The 16,129-nt window shown below is 63.8% G+C and carries 15 protein-coding genes and 1 pseudogene; 7 read left to right on the top strand and 9 right to left on the bottom strand.

Going from position 1 to position 16,129, the window contains the following annotated elements:
- Nucleotides 1–2: 2 nt before the first annotated feature.
- Nucleotides 3–689, bottom strand: a complete 687-nt coding sequence (locus tag ABG82_RS25935; RefSeq protein ID WP_234707969.1) for a GntR family transcriptional regulator — start codon at nucleotides 687–689, stop codon at nucleotides 3–5.
- Nucleotides 690–808: 119 nt separating this feature from the next.
- Between ABG82_RS25935 and ABG82_RS25930 the strand changes: the two genes are divergently transcribed.
- The 3 genes and pseudogenes from ABG82_RS25930 to ABG82_RS29110 form a co-directional block, all read left to right on the top strand.
- Nucleotides 809–1,651, top strand: coding sequence for an isocitrate lyase/PEP mutase family protein (locus ABG82_RS25930; protein WP_043076154.1), 843 nt, complete (start codon nucleotides 809–811; stop codon nucleotides 1,649–1,651).
- A gap of 66 nt (nucleotides 1,652–1,717) precedes the next feature.
- The gene (locus ABG82_RS25925) at nucleotides 1,718–2,248 is read left to right on the top strand and encodes a GNAT family N-acetyltransferase (RefSeq protein WP_043076155.1); all 531 of its coding nucleotides are present in this window, start codon (nucleotides 1,718–1,720) and stop codon (nucleotides 2,246–2,248) included.
- A gap of 97 nt (nucleotides 2,249–2,345) precedes the next feature.
- Nucleotides 2,346–2,882, top strand: a pseudogene (locus ABG82_RS29110) (DUF6578 domain-containing protein); the annotation flags it as partial.
- 71 nt (nucleotides 2,883–2,953) lie between these two features.
- Here the strand turns inward: ABG82_RS29110 and ABG82_RS25915 are convergent.
- Genes ABG82_RS25915 through prpD form a run of 3 tightly spaced genes read right to left on the bottom strand, consistent with a single transcriptional unit; the run spans nucleotide 2,954 to nucleotide 6,491 of the window.
- Nucleotides 2,954–4,075 carry a bifunctional 2-methylcitrate synthase/citrate synthase gene (locus tag ABG82_RS25915; protein WP_005101425.1) on the bottom strand — a complete coding sequence of 374 codons (1,122 nt, stop codon included), beginning with the start codon at nucleotides 4,073–4,075 and terminating at the stop codon, nucleotides 2,954–2,956.
- Nucleotides 4,075–4,989, bottom strand: coding sequence for a methylisocitrate lyase (prpB, locus tag ABG82_RS25910; protein ID WP_043076156.1), 915 nt, complete (start codon nucleotides 4,987–4,989; stop codon nucleotides 4,075–4,077). The genes ABG82_RS25915 and prpB overlap by 1 nt, the downstream gene beginning before the upstream one ends.
- Complete coding sequence (gene prpD / locus ABG82_RS25905) at nucleotides 4,986–6,491, bottom strand: 2-methylcitrate dehydratase PrpD (protein WP_043076382.1); 1,506 nt, start codon at nucleotides 6,489–6,491, stop codon at nucleotides 4,986–4,988. The genes prpB and prpD overlap by 4 nt, the downstream gene beginning before the upstream one ends.
- 118 nt (nucleotides 6,492–6,609) lie before the next feature.
- Here prpD and ABG82_RS25900 point away from each other — a divergent pair, with 118 nt between their 5' ends.
- Complete coding sequence (locus ABG82_RS25900; RefSeq protein ID WP_043076157.1) at nucleotides 6,610–8,031, top strand: short-chain fatty acyl-CoA regulator family protein; 1,422 nt, start codon at nucleotides 6,610–6,612, stop codon at nucleotides 8,029–8,031.
- On the opposite strand, the gene ABG82_RS25895 is transcribed toward ABG82_RS25900, so the two are convergent.
- From ABG82_RS25895 to ABG82_RS25880, 4 genes are read right to left on the bottom strand one after another with little or no spacing between them, the layout of a single operon-like run.
- A complete protein-coding gene (locus ABG82_RS25895; protein WP_043076158.1) occupies nucleotides 8,022–9,233 on the bottom strand; it encodes an MFS transporter in 1,212 nt (403 codons plus the stop codon). The two genes, ABG82_RS25900 and ABG82_RS25895, sit on opposite strands and share 10 nt — an antisense overlap.
- A complete protein-coding gene (locus tag ABG82_RS25890) occupies nucleotides 9,221–9,949 on the bottom strand; it encodes an alpha/beta fold hydrolase (protein WP_043076159.1) in 729 nt (242 codons plus the stop codon). The genes ABG82_RS25895 and ABG82_RS25890 overlap by 13 nt, the downstream gene beginning before the upstream one ends.
- Entirely contained in the window at nucleotides 9,946–10,623 is a 678-nt protein-coding gene (locus tag ABG82_RS25885) for a class I SAM-dependent methyltransferase (protein WP_043076160.1), read from the bottom strand. The genes ABG82_RS25890 and ABG82_RS25885 overlap by 4 nt, the downstream gene beginning before the upstream one ends.
- Before the next feature lie 46 nt (nucleotides 10,624–10,669).
- Nucleotides 10,670–11,047, bottom strand: a complete 378-nt coding sequence (locus ABG82_RS25880) for a DUF427 domain-containing protein (protein ID WP_016887713.1) — start codon at nucleotides 11,045–11,047, stop codon at nucleotides 10,670–10,672.
- A 187-nt stretch (nucleotides 11,048–11,234) separates the two neighbouring features.
- Here ABG82_RS25880 and ABG82_RS25875 point away from each other — a divergent pair, with 187 nt between their 5' ends.
- Complete coding sequence (locus ABG82_RS25875) at nucleotides 11,235–12,416, top strand: acyl-CoA dehydrogenase family protein (protein WP_016887714.1); 1,182 nt, start codon at nucleotides 11,235–11,237, stop codon at nucleotides 12,414–12,416.
- 91 nt (nucleotides 12,417–12,507) lie between these two features.
- On the opposite strand, the gene ABG82_RS25870 is transcribed toward ABG82_RS25875, so the two are convergent.
- On the bottom strand, nucleotides 12,508–13,767 hold the full coding sequence (locus ABG82_RS25870) for a KasA/KasB family beta-ketoacyl-ACP synthase (RefSeq protein ID WP_043076161.1): 1,260 nt from the start codon (nucleotides 13,765–13,767) through the stop codon (nucleotides 12,508–12,510).
- 369 nt (nucleotides 13,768–14,136) lie between these two features.
- On the opposite strand from ABG82_RS25870, the gene ABG82_RS25865 reads away from it, so the two are divergent.
- Together ABG82_RS25865 and ABG82_RS25860 are read left to right on the top strand one after the other, a co-directional pair.
- The gene (locus ABG82_RS25865) at nucleotides 14,137–15,054 is read left to right on the top strand and encodes a class I SAM-dependent methyltransferase (RefSeq protein ID WP_043076162.1); all 918 of its coding nucleotides are present in this window, start codon (nucleotides 14,137–14,139) and stop codon (nucleotides 15,052–15,054) included.
- Nucleotides 15,051–16,001, top strand: a complete 951-nt coding sequence (locus tag ABG82_RS25860; protein WP_043076163.1) for an SAM-dependent methyltransferase — start codon at nucleotides 15,051–15,053, stop codon at nucleotides 15,999–16,001. Before ABG82_RS25865 ends, ABG82_RS25860 begins: the two co-directional genes overlap by 4 nt.
- The last annotated feature ends 128 nt before the right edge of the window (nucleotides 16,002–16,129 follow it).

The following is a 16,129-nucleotide window of genomic DNA, read 5'->3' as shown; positions in this document are numbered from 1 at the left end:
CGTCAGCGCGGTGTGCCGGGTATGCCGGCATCCGCCGCGATGACGCCCAGGATGTTGTGAAAGCTGTTGTTGATATGTGCGGCGGTGGCTTTGGCGGCCTGGTCTTCGTCACCCGCATGGATCGCCTGGCAGATGGCCAGATGTTCTTCGATGGTCGCCGCCATGCGGACCGGTGTGCGTCGTGCTATCTGGCGAATACGTCGGAGATTCCGTCGCATGGCTCGGGCGGCTTCGTCGAGGTACGGGTTGACGATCCCGTCGTAAAGCGCCGCGTCCATCCGCGCCACCAGTGCGTAGCAGTCGTCGATGTGGTCCTCGATCCTGCGGGCCGTTCTCAGGATCGTTTGTTGTGCTTCGAAATCGGCACGGAGCCCCTCAAATTCGCTGCGGTCACCGGCTCGGGCGTGCAATCGTGCGATATACGTCTCCAGGGCTTCGCGCACTTGAAATAGGTTGGCGATCTCGCTCAGTGTCAGCTCGCTGACGAATGCGCCCCTACCCGGGGTCGTCTTGACCAAACCTTCCAATGTCAGGCGCTGGATCGCCTGTCGCAGGGGTGTCCGCGATACGCCGAGGCGCTCGGCGAGTGCGACCTCACTGAGATGAACGCCGCCGACCAGCTCGCCCCGGATGATCTCCTCCGACAGCTGCTCGTAGGCCCGATCAACCTGGCTCTGTTCGGCTGGCACCACTTCCACCTGACTTCCTGCGCTCCCGTGCATCTTTGCATGCACAGCGTTGTACTAACTGCATACACGCTGTATACAATTTGTAGATCGCGGGAGTTCATACTGAGAGAGGGGGCCGGATGAGTCGCACTACACGTCTTCGCAAGCTGGTGGAGGGAGACGGAATCCATGTCGCACCAGGGGCATTCGACGGACTGACAGCCCGACTGGTCGAAGAGGCCGGGTTCGATCTGATCTACGCCAGTGGTGGTGCCATTGCGCGTAGCGCCGGCCTTCCTGACATCGGCCTGCTGAGCTTCACCGAAGTTTGTTCACGGCTGGAACAGATGGTGGCGGTGACAAACGCTCCCATCATCGCCGACGCGGACACGGGATTCGGCAACGCCGCCAACGCACGTCGCACCGTTCAGGTATTCGAGCGGCTGGGCGTTGCGGGCATGCACATCGAAGATCAGTCGTTTCCTAAGCGCTGTGGTCACCTTGACGACAAGAGTTTGGTATCGACGGACGAAATGGTGCACAAGATTAGTGTCGTCAAGGAGGCTCAGCGGGACCCCGACTTCGTCCTCATAGCAAGGACAGACGCCATCGCCACCGAAGGGCTCGACGCGGCCCTGGACCGGTCACACGCGTACTTATCCGCCGGGGCCGATGTGATCTTTGTTGAGGCGCCGGAATCGGTTGAGCAGATCCGGATTATCGCGCGCGAAATTCCCCAGCCCAAGCTGATCAACATGTTTCACAGCGGGAAGACTCCCATCGTCCCCACCGACGAGCTCCGGAGTCTTGGTTACCGTCTGGTCATCATCCCTTCGGACTTGCAGCGTGCGGCAATCACCGGCTGTCAGCGGGTTCTCCAGGCCATTCGTCGTGATGGCAACAGTGTGACGTTCGCCGACAACATGGTGTCCTTCGCCGATCGTGAAAGCATCGTGGGAACCGCTGAGTATCTGAGTCTGTGACGCTGATGGGCGGGCGCCACGGGGAATTCCGTTGACTCTGCTGCGATGCCGCTCGACACTGGTCGGATGGAACCCGTTGAACTGCAGACGGACCGGCTGGTGTTGCGGGCCGTCACCGGCGACGACGAGACGGCCATTGTGAACGCATGCAACGATCGGGAGATCCTGCACTACCTACCGCTGCCGGTGCCGTACACCGCCGAGGCTGCCGGCAACTTCATCGCAACATCCGCGCAGGAGTGGGTCGACGGCTCCCGATATGGTTTTGGATTCTTCCTAGCGGACACGGGCGAACTGGCCGGTACCTGTGCGCTGAAGTCGATCTCCCTCGGCGTGCTGGAGGTTGGATACTGGTCCGCGCCGCGGCATCGCCGAAAGGGGCTGGCAGCGGAAGCAGTGAGAAGATTATGCCAGTGGGGATTTGATGAACTGAGTGCCCATCGCATCGAATGGTGGGCGGTCGTCGGCAACGATGGCTCGCGTGCGGTGGCAGAGGCGGTCGGGTTCGAGATGGAGGGGCTGCTGCGCCGACGTTCCTATCGTCGAGACGAGCCCGCCGACTGGTGGGTGGGTGGGCTGTTGCGGCGGCCCGAGTGAAGGGTGTTGACGCGGGGCGTGATGCTGGCTAACCTTTGGCTCGGTACACCGGGTCCGGAGCCGTCGCGCTCCGTCCGTCTAGCACCCGGTGCGTTAAGTGATCAACAGAGTTCCCATTCGGAACGAATCTCTTGTCTATCTTGGTATCTCACAATGGGAGTATCAGTGCTGCGGCAGGACTCCTGAAATAGGCCAGTCCGTCGACTGGCAGGTACAAGCCGCTCCTGATCAGTACGGCTTCTTACTGGCGGCGGCTTCCGCCGTCAACTGGGATAAAGATCGAGAGATCATCAGATTTCCCCACGGTTGCGCGGGCTGGGATCACGCGCTTGGCGATCCTTCTCAGAGGCTGGTAACCCTCAGGGCCACATGGCATGAGAGTAAGAGCTGGCCTCGTCTGGCCGGTGTCGTAGAGGAGCTGTACGACGTGTCGGTGGTGACGTTCCTAGAGTCCGGCTGCGTGCGCTGGCGGCAGTCGTCATTCCAGTACAGGCCTGTCGAACTTGCGACGCGGTGGCCGAAAGAATCGTGTCGGGCAGAACCCGGTCGTCGTGTCAACGCGGGGTGCGTGGTGGGACTGCGCGTTATGTCAGTGGCAGAGCGAACCGATGGCGACATCGGGGCTCATCCCGACTATGGCGAGTGTGCGGTTTGTGCCGAAAATCAGTGAGTTATCGACACAAACCGCACACTCGCGGGGTTGAGCTAGGAAGCCAGTGAGCGCTGGGGCTTGCCGGAGTAGTCGCTCAGCGGACGAATCAGGGCGTTCGCCGCGGACTGTTCCATGATGTGAGCGGTCCACCCCGTTATCCGGCTCATCACGAAAATCGGTGTGAAACTGGGGATATCGAAGCCCATGAGGTAGTAGGCCGGACCGGTGGGAAAGTCCAGGTTGGGCTTGATGCCGGTGGCCGCATTCATCTCGGCCTCGAGAACCTTGTAGATCTCCAGCCACTGGCGACCGTCGCGAACCCGGGCGACATCGCCGAGTGCGGCACGCATTGTCGGCACCCTGGAGTCGCCGTTCTTGTACACCCGATGCCCGAATCCCATGATCTTCTCTTTGCGAGCCCGCTTGCCGTGCAGCCACTCCGCGGCCTTGGACGCGTCGCCGATCTCGATCATGTCGTGCATCACGGCCTCGTTCGCGCCGCCGTGCAAGGAGCCCTTGAGGGCGCCGATGGCAGCGGTGACCGCACTGTAGATATCCGACTGCGTCGAGGTGACTACCCGTGCGGCGAACGTGGAAGCGTTGAAGCTGTGCTCGGCGTACAGGACCATCGACTGCTCGAATGCCTTGACGATGACCGGATCGGGAACCTCGCCGAAGCACATCCGTAGGAAGTTCGCCGAGTAGCCCAGGTGGCTGTGCGGCTGAATGGGATCCAGCCCGCGCCGGCGGCGCATATCGGCTGCGACGATCGTCGGCAGCACCGCGAACATGCGAAGCGACTTGGCGTAGTTGGCATCCGGTGAGCTGTCATCCTCGGAGGGATCTTCGGCACCCAGGAAGCTGATGGCGGTACGCACCACATCCATGGGGTGGCAGGTTTCCGGCAATTTGGCCAGCAGCGCCATCAGGGACCTGTCCAGGCGACGCTGGGCGCGCTCGCGCTGGTTGAAGAGCGCAAGCTCGCCCTCGCTGGGGAGCTCGCCGTGCCACAGGAGGTAGGCGACCTGTTCGAAGCTGCAGTTGGCGGCGAGCTCCTGCACCGGATATCCCCGGTAGGTCAGCGAGTTTGTCTCGGGGACGACCTTGGAAATCGCGGTGGTGTCCACCACTACGCCGGCAAGACCCTTGTGAATGGTCGGTGTTGCGGTAGTCATCATTGACCTCCATTGAGACTGAAGTTGAAGATCTCGGTGTCGAACTGGTTGTATTCGGAATAACGGAGCAGCTCATAGAGACGGCTGCGGTGCTGCATCTGGTCCAGTAGCCCCGACTGTGTTCCGGCCGAATCGATTTCACGTAGGCCCTGCTCGACCGCGAACATCGCCAGGCGCAGGGTCGTCACCGGGTAGATGACGACGTTGTATCCGACCTCACGGAGCTGGCTGGCCGTCACAAGGTCGGACTTTCCGAACTCCGTCATGTTGGCCAGCAGCGGAATATCTACTGCGGCACGGAATTTCTCGAACTCACCGATATTGCTGAGTGCCTCGGTGAAGATGAGATCTGCGCCCGCGTCGGCATAGGCCTTGGCCCGGTCTATGGCCGCGGGCAACCCCTCGATGCCCGCCGCATCGGTGCGGGCGCAGATCACGAAATTGGGGTCGCGCCGGGCCGAAACCGCCGCACGTAACCGCCGAACCATCTCGGCGGTCTCCACGACGGCCTTACCGTCAAGGTGCCCGCAACGCTTCGGGTTCACCTGATCTTCGAAGTGGCAGCCGGAGAGTCCCGCGTCTTCGAGGACGGTCACTGTCCGCGCCGCACTCATCGGCTCGCCGAAGCCGGTGTCGGCGTCGATAAGGGTGGGCAGGTCACTTACTGCGGCGATTTGACGGCCGCGGGCTGACACCTCGGTGAGCGTGGTCAGACCAATATCGGGGAGTCCCAAGTCTGCGGACAGTACGGCGCCCGAGACGTAGATGCCTTCGAAGCCGATCTCTTGAATCAGCTTGGCCACCAATGGCGAGAACGCGCCCGGAAATCGAAGTAGCTCACCGGAAGACAAGCCCGCGCGGAACGCGGCCCGCTTGGTGGCCGCGTCCGTAGCGGAGGCAAGAAGTGAGCTCACCGGAAGATCCCGTCCGGAGTCGTCGGCGCCTTGTCCAGGACAACGGCGTCCACGAGCGGGTTGAGCTCGCTGAGGGAGCCGGGCTTGAGATCGGCCAATCCCTGCGCCACCGAGAGGAATCGCTCCTGCTCCTGCGGATCGATGACACCCTCGGACAGCACCGTGAACTTGTTGACGTAGTTGTCACGGGCGAACGGGCGGGCTCCCAGCGGATGGGCGTCTGCGATCGCCAACTCGTCGGTGATCACCTCGCCGTTCTTGAGGGTGACAACGGCCTTGCAGCCGAAAGCCTTCTCGTCGGGGTTGCTCGAGTGGTAACGACGGGTCCACTCCGGGTCTTCGACTGTGCTGATCTTGTTCCACAGCTCGATGGTCTCGGGACGGTGCGCGCGTTCCGGGGCATACGAACGCTCGTGATGCCAGGTGCCGTCCTCCAGTGCGACGGCGAAGATGTACATCACCGAGTGATCGAGTGTCTCGCGCGAGGCGTCGGGATCGAACTTCTGTGGGTCACCCGAGCCGGTACCGATCACGACATGGGTGTGGTGGCTGGTGTGCAGCACGATGGTGGCGATTTGAGAGAGATCACCGATGCGCTCGCGCATCCTGCGGGCCAGGTCGATGGGCGCCTGGCTCTGGTACTCGGCGGAATGCTCCTTGGTGTAGCTGTCCAAGATGGCGCGCTTCTCCTCGCCGGGGCCGGGCAGCGGCACCTCATAGACCTTCTCGGGTCCGCCGAGCAGCCAAGCGATGACGCCGTCCTCGCCTTCCCAGATCGGGGAGGGTGCACCCTCGCCACGCATCGCCCGGTCAACGGCTTCGATCGCGACCTTGCCGGCCCATGCCGGGGCGTAGGCCTTCCAGCTGGAAATGAGTCCCTTACGGGATTGACGGGTCGCGGTGGTGAGGTGCAGGGCCTGTCCGATGGCCTGGTAGATGGTCTCGGTGTCGAGCTTGAGCATGGTGCCCAACCCTGCGGCCACCGAGGGACCCAGGTGCGCGACGTGGTCAATCTTGTGCTCGTGCAGACAGATTCCGCGGGTCAGGTTGATCTGGGTCTCGTAGGCCGTGGCCAGACCGCGAATCAGGTCGGTACCTCCGACGCCCAGCTGCTGTGCGACAGCCACCAGCGGGGGGATGTTGTCGCCGGGGTGGGAGTAGTCGGCGGCCAGGAATGTGTCATGGAAGTCGAGCTCACGTACTGCAACGCCGTTGGCCCAGGCGGCCCACTCGGCGGAGTACCCGCCACCGATACCGAAGACGTTGGCGCCCGGTGCGGCGGCATGTGCCTGAGCCTGGCGGCGCGCCACCGTGACCGGGCGGCGGATGACCGAGGCAGCACTGACGGCGGCGTTGTCGATGACGCGGTTGATCACCATCGCCTCGGTGTCGGCGGGAACGGCGACGGGGTCTGATGCGACCTCGGCGATCTTCCAGGCGAGGTGCTGGTCGCGGGGGAATTCTTCGGCGCTGCGGCGGGTGCGTACGGAGTGAACGTGCATGATCCGCACATTACGCACGCTTTTTGGCGAGCAAAAGACCATGTAAATGCGTATTTCTGTATCCTTAGTTCGCATATCTTGCAAACATTGCGAACATGTGTGGAGTTATCCTGACGCTATGTCCAGACCGTTCGCCGGAGTGCGGTTGCGGAGGCTGCGTGAGGAGCGCGGCCTGACGCAAGCGGCGCTCGCGCGTGTCTTGGACCTCTCGACGAGTTACGTCAATCAGCTGGAGAACGACGCCCGCCCGGTCACGGTCGCGGTATTGCTGCGGCTCACTGAACGCTTCGAGCTATCGCCGCACTACTTCTCACCGGACTCCGACGCCCGACTCGTGGCGGATCTTGGCGAGATATTCACCGAGGCAGCGGTCGGCGAGGTCAGCGACCTGCAGCTCGAAGAGCTGGTGGCGCGCATGCCTTCAGTGGGTCAGACCTTGGTCGGTATGCACCGCAGGCTGCGGGATGCCACCGCGGAGCTGGAGAGCTACCGGGCCACCGAGAATGCCGCAACGATCGGCGACTCGATCCGGGAGCCTATGCGCCCCATGCCCTTTGAGGAGGTGCGTGACTTCTTCTACGACCACAAGAACTATCTGGGTGAACTCGACACCGCTGCCGAAGACCTGTTCGAGCATTACGGGCTGCACATCGGTGGGCTCGACGTTCAGCTGGCGACGGTGTTGAAGCAAGATCACGGCGTCACCGTCGCGGTGGATAAGGGCGGCTCACTGTCGGATTCGTCGAAACGTCGTTTCGATGGCGACGCCGGAGTGCTGCGCGTCGCGCATTGGCTTACCCCCGGTCAGCGCGCCTTCCAGATGGCTACCCAGCTCGCGTTACTGACGCAGACCGAAACCATGGCGGCAATCCTTTCGGGTGCCGAGCAACTGAGCCCCGAAGCTATCGGCGTCGCCCGCATCGGGCTGGCCAACTACTTCGCCGGTGCGTTTCTTCTGCCGTACAAGCAATTTCATCATGCGGCCGAGTCCAGCCGATATGACGTGGACATTCTGGCCCGGCAGTTCGAGGTCGGACACGAGACGGTATGCCACCGGCTGTCCACCCTGCAGCGCCCGTCCATGCGAGGGGTTCCGTTCATCCTGGTGCGCACCGACCGTGCAGGGAACATCTCGAAACGACAGTCCGCTACGGCATTTCACTTCTCCAGGGTGGGCGGCAACTGCCCGCTGTGGGTGGTGCATGAGGCCTTCTCGAATCCGGGGAAGTTTGTCACCCAGGTGGCCGAGATGCCCGACGGGCGTACTTACTTCTGGGTTGCGCGCACCAGCAGCACGTCCACCGGCGGCTTTCTCAGTACGCCGAAGTCCTTCGCGATTGGGTTGGGTTGCGATATCGCTCACGCGCATCGGCTGGTCTACTCGACGGGAATCGCGATCGATGACCCTTCGACCGCGGTGCCGATTGGGCCGGGCTGCAAGGTGTGCGTGCGTGAATCATGCGCCCAGCGCGCATTTCCGTACATCGGGCGCAGCGTTCACGTTGACGAAGACGCCAGCAGCGGTCTGCCCTACACCTGATCGGAGTGTCGCAGGATAGTGGGCGCGGCGGCGACCAGCGCGACCAACTGAATGACGCCGACCACGGCGACCAGCATCGGAATCGACACACCGTACAGGTACCCGGTGAGCGCTCCACCGATCGCCGTCGCGGTGCCGAGCACTGCTGCGTACACCCCATACGCGGTGGCGCGTCGCGGAGCGGGTACCAGATCGGCCACCACCGCGCGCAGCGTCGATTCCTGGATACCGACGGCCGAACCCCAGAGCAGCGCACCCAAGACAATCCCGATAAGCGAATCGGTGAAGGCGAGCATCGGCACTGCCGCGCCCACAATAGGAAGGGCCACCAGAGATTTCGGCCCGACACGGTCATAGGCCCACCCGGATAGCAGCGCGGCCACCGCGTCGGCGGACATGGCGGCGGCATACACGAGCGGCACCGCGGCGACCGGCAGAACTCCCCGCTGCACCATGTGGAAGGACAACACCCCGAACGTCGCGAAGCCGACCATGGTTATCGCGGTGAAACCTGCGTACAGCCAAAAGGGAAGCGGTAGTGAGAGCTTGGGTGCGGGGCCGGACGGGCCTTCGGTAGCGGCGCGTCCTTCGTACTGCTCGGGATGCGGTACGCGCCGGCGCAGCCAGAACAGCAGGATGAGGGCTGCGGCGCCGGGGATGGCCAACACCGCGAAGGTAGGCAGATAGTTGACATGAGTCAGCGCGAGCATGCCTGCCACCACGAGCGGGCCGGTGATGGCGCCCACCTGGTCCATGGCCTCGTGCACGGCAAATCCCTTGCCGCGACCGGTCACCGCGGTCGCGTGGGACAGCAGAGTGTCCTTGGCGGGACTGCGTACTGCCTTGCCTACGCGTTCGGCGATCACCAATGTCGCGGCGATCCAGAGCACGCTGGACGCGCCCAGGAAGGGGACGGTGATCACCGTCAGCGCGTAGCCGGAGATGGTCCACGTCCAGAATCTGCGGCTGCGGTCGGTGAGGGGACCGGAGACCAGGCGCAGCACGAGCGCGGCGGCCTCGCCGATACCGGTCACTACACCGACGACGAGTGCGGTGGCTCCAAGAGAGGCCAGCAGCGGTCCGGTGATGGAGCGCGCGCCCTCGTAGACGATATCGGCGAGCATGCTGATCACACCGAAGGTGGTGACGAACCGCCAAGCTGAAAGACGTTGTGGCACAATCGGTGAATCTAGCCGATCCATTGCTTCACCTGCTCGGCGATCCAGGCGCCGTCGTCGAGGGGAATGTCATGCCCGGCGGTGGGGTGTACGGCGATGGGGGCGCCGTACCTGCCGGCAATGGTCCGTGATGCGGCGGAGCTCACGAGCCGGTCCCGCGTCGCGGTCAGCACCAGCAGCGGGGTGTCGATGTTTGCGGGCATCCGAAACCTGACGGCAGCGGTGATCTGACGGATGATGCTGCTCCCTAATGGACGCTGAGTCTGCAGGTAACTCGCCCAGCGCTCGGCGAGTGCGTCGAGATCGAGAGCAGGGTTGTTGGCCGTCTGCTCCAAAATCGCCCGCTCACGCGGCACGTCGGCGCGGAACCGGCCCAGCACCAGGTTGGGGATCGACGATGGCAGAAATCGTTGCCATATCGGGGTGGCGGCGGTGCTCGAATTGATGATGACGGCGCGCTCGAAATCTCCGGGATAGCGGGAACACCAATCGAGGCCGATCATGCCGCCGAGGGATATCGACAGCAGCGACCAGCTTTCGCCGTGGCGATCGAGCCGGGACCGGATATCGTCGGTGATCGCTGAGATCGCCGCGGGAGACACGCGATCGGACTCGGTGCCGAATCCGGGCGCGTCAAGGCATTCCACTTGTACGCCAAGCGATTCGGCGAAGACCTGCGGGAATTGTTCCCAGTGGCGCTTCTCGCGGCTCAGGCCGCGCAGCAGCAGCCACCGCGTCATCGTCTGATGCCCACCGTGAGGCGGTCGAATTCGATGAACGGAATGGTGAATGGGTGATGCACCGGCCGCTGCACGGCGACCTCGAACCCGGCGTCCTGGAACATCTGCCGCATCTCGGCCTTTGACGGCACGCTCGCGGGCACCCTGTCACCGAATATGCGGCGCAGGATCGGCGCCGAGGTGCGGTCCGGCGTGAATGTCGTGATCGCCGCGAACCCGCCCGGTGCCAGCACGCGATGGAACTCCGCGAGGGCGGCGGGCTGGTCGAAGAAATGGAATGCCGATGTCGAGACCACCGCATCGAGCGCACCGTCGTCGAAAGGCAACTGCTCCGCAGGTGCGAATTGCCAATCGACCAGCGACGAGCGGGCCTTCGCCTGGGCGAGCATGCCCTCGGACATGTCCACCCCGTGTACCTGCTCGGGCTCGAGTTCCTGCTGAATGCGGGTTGCCAGAATGCCTGTACCACAAGCGATGTCGACGATGCGCTGTGATTTGTGTTGACGCAACTGGGCAATCATCTCGTCTTGTGCGGGACGGTACACCCATTGCTGTAACGGTGCCCAGTCGTATGCTCTGGCCGCGCGGCCCCAAAACCGTGTCACCTGGTCATTGAAGGCACGCCGGTGCACGGGGGATGGGCCGCTTGAGTGAAGACCGTCAGCAGTCGTCATGGGCACAACGTACGCCAGCAACTTGGGGGCCGCCAGATGGGTGCGGTCACTGTGCGGTGATGGTGACCCGGTCCGGATAGAACGCCAGGTGCCGCGCGATCTGGGCGACCTCCGGGAACGGATCCTCGTATGTCCACACGGCGTCTTCCACGATGCCATCGGCTGTCTGCACCGAGTAGTACGACGCCTCGCCCTTGTAGGGGCAATAGGTGTGGGTATCGGTGCGCCGCAGCACCTCCCAATTCGCGGAGTCGGGCGGGAGGTAGTGCACCGGCGGGTAGCTGGCCTCCTGTAGTCGCAGTGCGTTGGTGGAGTCGGCGATCGTGGTGTCGCCCGCGGCGACGACAACGCGTGTGCCAGAGGCCGTGATGTCGATGGGGTGGTCCGGGCCGGGAACCAAATGTGGCCTGTCGGGGGTGGACATGTCTCCGAGGGTAGGCCCATTTCACAGGCAGACGACGACGCTGCGGGAGCTGTTCACGTCGTCGATCTGAAGTGCAGGTCAGGTGTTACCCGGCCATGGCTAGGCTTGCCTGGCTGTGCCGCTTCGAAGGGCCGTACCGCTGCAGTTTCTCGTCGACACCCGGCCCCAGGGCGCTAGGGTCTGCGACATGGCTACCGATGCTGCCCCCACCAACCCTGACGAGCTGTTCGGCATCGACGCGCTGCTCAGCGATGAGGAGCGCGCGATCCGCGATAGCGTGCGTGCCCTGGTCCAGGCGCGTGTGGTGCCCAATGTTCAGCGTTGGTACGAACATGGTGATCTGCCGGTGCGCAAGCTTGCGCTGGAACTGGGCAAGATCGGTGTGCTCGGCATGCACCTGCACGGTTACGGATGTTCCGGAACATCTTCTCTTGCATACGGACTGGCTTGCATGGAGCTGGAGGCCGGCGATTCGGGGATCCGGTCATTGGTCAGCGTGCAGGGATCGTTGGCGATGTACGCCATCTATGCGTATGGCAGTGACGCGCAGAAGCAGAAATGGCTGCCCAGAATGGCGACGGGCGAGGAGCTGGGGTGTTTCGGACTGACCGAGCCCGACTTCGGCTCCAATCCCGGCGGAATGCGCACCCACGCCCGACGCGATGGTGGCGACTGGATCCTCAACGGCACCAAGATGTGGATCACCAACGGATCCATCGCCGATGTCGCGGTCATCTGGGCGCAAACCGACGAGGGCGTGCGTGGCTTTCTGGTGTCGACCGATTCTGCGGGCTTCAACGCCCAAACCATCCATTCCAAGATGTCCCTGCGTGCGTCGGTGACCGCCGAACTGAATCTCGTCGATGTACGGGTGCCGGAGAAGAACCGGTTGCCGCTGGCCATCGGGCTCAAGGCCCCGCTGTCCTGTCTCAACGAGGCGCGCTTCGGCATCATTTTCGGTTCCATGGGAGCGGCCCGCGAATGCTTGCGCACCGCACTGGAATACGCGCAGACGCGGGAGCAGTTTGACCGTCCGATCGCGGGCTTCCAGCTGACTCAGGAGAAGTTGGCCAACATGGCGCTCGAGTATGGCAAGGGGGTCCTGCTGGCGCTGCATCTGGGGCGCCGCAAGGACGCGGACACGCTCGCGACACCGCAGGTCAGTTTGGGCAAGCTCAACAACGTGCGTGAGGCCATCGAGATTGCCCGGACCGCGCGCACAATCCTTGGTGCCAATGGTATTTCGGGTGAGTACCCGGTGATGCGGCACGCCAACAACCTGGAGTCGGTGCTCACCTACGAGGGCACCAGCGAGATGCACACGCTGGTGATCGGTCAGGCGCTCACCGGGATCGCGGCATTCCGGTAGGTCGCTCACCCGAACGCCGACACGCCGCCCAGTGGCGGACTCGTGCGATACGAATCCGCCGCCAGACGGCGTGTCGGGGAAGAGAAGTGGATCAGTACTTGCCGAGGGCGATCGCCACGTTGTGGCCACCGAACCCGAACGAGTTGTTGATCGCGTACTTGTAGTCGCCCTTGCGGGGCTCCTTACTGACGATGTCGAGATCGATCTCGGGGTCCGGCGTCTCGTAGTTGAGGGTGGGCGGAATGATGCCCTCCTGCAACGACTTCACCGTGATGATGGCCTCGACGGCGCCGACCGCACCCACCGAGTGTCCGAGTGCGCCCTTGGGGGCGTAGACCGCGGCGTGCTGCAGACCGGACTTGTGGATGGCCTTGCCCTCGGCGACATCACCGACGCTGGTGGCGGTGGCGTGTGCGTTGACGTGGTCGATGTCCTTGGCATCGAGCCCAGCGGTCTCCAAGGCCCGGTTCATGGCCTTCGCTGCCCCGATGCCATCCGGATGCGGTGCCACCACGTGGAATCCGTCCGACGTGATACCCGCACCGAGCAGACGCGCGTAGATCCGGGCGCCGCGTGCCTTGGCGTGCTCCTCGGTCTCGATGACCATGAGCGCGCCGCCCTCGCCGAACACGAAGCCGGTGCGGTTCTTGTCGAAGGGCCGCGATGCCCCGGCAGGGTTGTCGTTGTCGGTGGACATCACGATGCGCATGTTGGCGAAGGCGGCGATGGGTGCCGCCTCGATGGCGGCTTCGATACCACCACAGATGGCGATATCGGCGTCGCCGTAAGCGATCTGACGCCAGGCGTGCGCGATGCCCTCGTTACCCGAGGCGCACGCCGACACCGGTGTGATGACGCCGCCGCGTGCCTTGCGCTCCAGGCCGATGACGGCGGCTGGACCATTGGGCATGAACATCTGAACAGTAAGGGGGGAAACGGCTTTCGTGCCCCGGGCGCGCATCTCGTCGTAGGCCTCGACCAGCTTTTCGCCGCCGCCCAGACCAGTGCCCACCGAAACCGTCAGGCGCTCCAGATCGATGTCTTCGGGAGCGCCCGCGTCCGCCCAGACCTGACGGCCCAGGATCGCGGCCAGGCGCTGGACGTAGGACAGACGGCGAAGCTCGATCTTCGTCATGTCCTTGTCGAAGTCGCGGACCTTGAGGTGCCCACCGATCTTCACCGGCAGGTCGTACTGCGTGACGAAATCGTCGTCGAGCACGCGGATGCCGCTCTCGCCGGCGAGCAGCCCCTTCCAGGTGCCCTCGACGTCGGGTGCGAGCGACGTCGTCATGGCCATGCCGGTCACGACGATGCTCGGAAAGCCACCATTTGCGGTAGATGGTTTAGCCATTACTGACATCCCCCCATGGACATGTACGTGGCAAGCACGTTCTATCCCCTTTCGAACTCTTCTCTGAGCTATCTGCTAGATCGAATTTTAGTGAGTTGTCTGCTAGCGAACTCCGTCCGGGTGGGTAACCCGGCGGATTCGATGATGAACCTTATGCGAAATTTGTGTAGGAACTGCACAAATCCACTAAGTGTGTCCGGACGGTTGACGCTCTTGCGTGATCGGCAACACCGAGGGCGGGCAAATAAGAGACGAACGGGGTAGTGGGGCCCGACCAGGGCGAACGTGACCTGTTGCACAGCACCCGCCACGGACGGAGATCTGTAGCATTGCTCACTATTGGGTCTAGTTTGCCTAGAGAGGACCGGAATGCGCGTCGATGGAGACACCTGGGACATCACCTCCAGCGTGGGAGCGACCGCCCTTGGAGTGGCGGCGGCACGGGCCACCGAGACGCTGCGCGCCGACTCGCTGATCCATGATCCGTTCGCGCAGATACTCGTCGACGCGACCGGCAAGGCGACGGGTTGGGAGCGGCTGGTCGCCGGGGACATTGACTGGCCCGATCCGGAGGCCGGCCGGATCTATAGCCGGATGGTGGACTACCAGGCCACCCGCACACACTTCTTCGACGCGTACTTCGTGGCCGCGGCCGAGGCGGGTATCCGGCAGATCGTGATCCTGGCTTCGGGCCTGGACTCCCGCGCCTACCGGCTCGACTGGCCCGCGGGCACCGCCGTCTACGAGATCGATCAGCCTCAGGTTCTGCAATTCAAAGCGTCCGCGCTGGCCGCCCATCAGCCGACAGCGCAGCGACGCGCGGTGGCCGCCGATCTACGTGAGGACTGGCCGGCCGCGCTGCGCGCGGCAGGGTTCGACTCCGCGCAACCCACCGCGTGGCTTGCCGAGGGCCTGCTGCCGTACCTGCCGCCCGACGCCCAAGACAGCCTCTTCGTCAACATCGGTGCGTTGAGCGCACCGGGAAGCCGGATCGCCGTGGAGGGATACGTCGGGAAGCTGATCCTCGAGGAAAACGAGGAAGAGGCGGCTCGCCGGGAGCAAGTCCGCGCCGCTTTCAAGACGGCTGTCGATGTCGATGTGACCATCGAGAACCTGATTTACGAAGACGAGAATCGGGCCGACCCGGCGGAATGGCTTGAAGCGCATGGGTGGTCGGTAACCCAGACCGATGCGCATGACGAGATGGCGCGACTGGGCAGGCCGGTGCCCGCGGATGTCGAGCAGGGAACCTTCCGCGGCCAGCTGATTGCGGGAGAGCTGCGATGACCGACACCGCGAACGCACGGTCCGACGACGACAGCTGGGATATCGCCAGCAGCGTAGGCGCCACCGCTGTAATGGTGGCTGCCGCACGTGCTGCCGAAACCCGCAGTGCGACACCGCTCATCAAGGACCCCTTCGCGCAGCTGCTGGTGGAACGTGCGGGGTCGGGCGCCTGGTCGGTGATCGCCAGCGACGGTCTGCGCCAGCAGTTGGCAGAGCTGGATCCGGCAGCCGATCGCCTCATGCAGTACGCGGTGGACTACCAGGCGGTCCGGACCAGATTCTTCGACGGGTTCTTCGAACAGGCGTCGCGTGCGGGCATCACCCAGGTGGTGATCCTGGCCGCGGGGCTCGATTCACGCGCCTATCGGCTGGATTGGCCGACCGGCACCACCGTGTACGAGATCGATCAGCCGCTGGTGCTGCAATACAAGCGCCAAACCCTCGACGAGCATGACGTGCGCGCCGCGTGCCTGCGCCGTGAGGTACCCGTCGACCTGCGACAGGACTGGCCGGCCGCATTGCAGCGCGAGGGATTCGATGTCGCGGAACCGACGGCATGGCTGGCCGAAGGCCTGCTCATGTATCTGCCGACCGAGGCGCAGGATCGGCTCTTCGAGCTGATCCTGGACCAGAGCGCGCCGGGCAGCAGGATCGCGGTGGAAGCTGTCGGACCCGATAACGACAAGCGGCAAGAATTCCGCAGCAAGATGCGCGAACACTTTGACAGGGCGCGCAAGCTGGCGGGGATGGACGGCGAGTCCCTCGACGTCGGATCACTGATGTACCACGACGAGAACCGCACCGACGTTCCTCAGTGGCTGGCCGGACGCGGATGGACGGTGCGCGCGGTACCCGCTGAGGTGGCGATGGCCGAAGCGGGACGGCCGGGTTACGTCGAAGAGGACCTGCGCGGGAACATCCTGATCGAGGCCAAGCTCAACGGTTGACCGGGCGTGGCGCTCAGGGGTGCGGGGTTCTCAGGCCCCAACTAGTTGGTTACCATCGGTGATACAGCTCACTTAGCTGCCACCGCTAGTCCGCGCACACCTGCGTGACCTGCGGAGATGCGCTCAAT

The sequence above is a fragment of the Mycobacteroides immunogenum genome (assembly GCF_001605725.1).
Lineage (GTDB): Bacteria > Actinomycetota > Actinomycetes > Mycobacteriales > Mycobacteriaceae > Mycobacterium > Mycobacterium immunogenum.
Note: the sequence above shows the minus strand (reverse complement) of the source record. Positions and strands in the feature narration are given on the sequence as shown.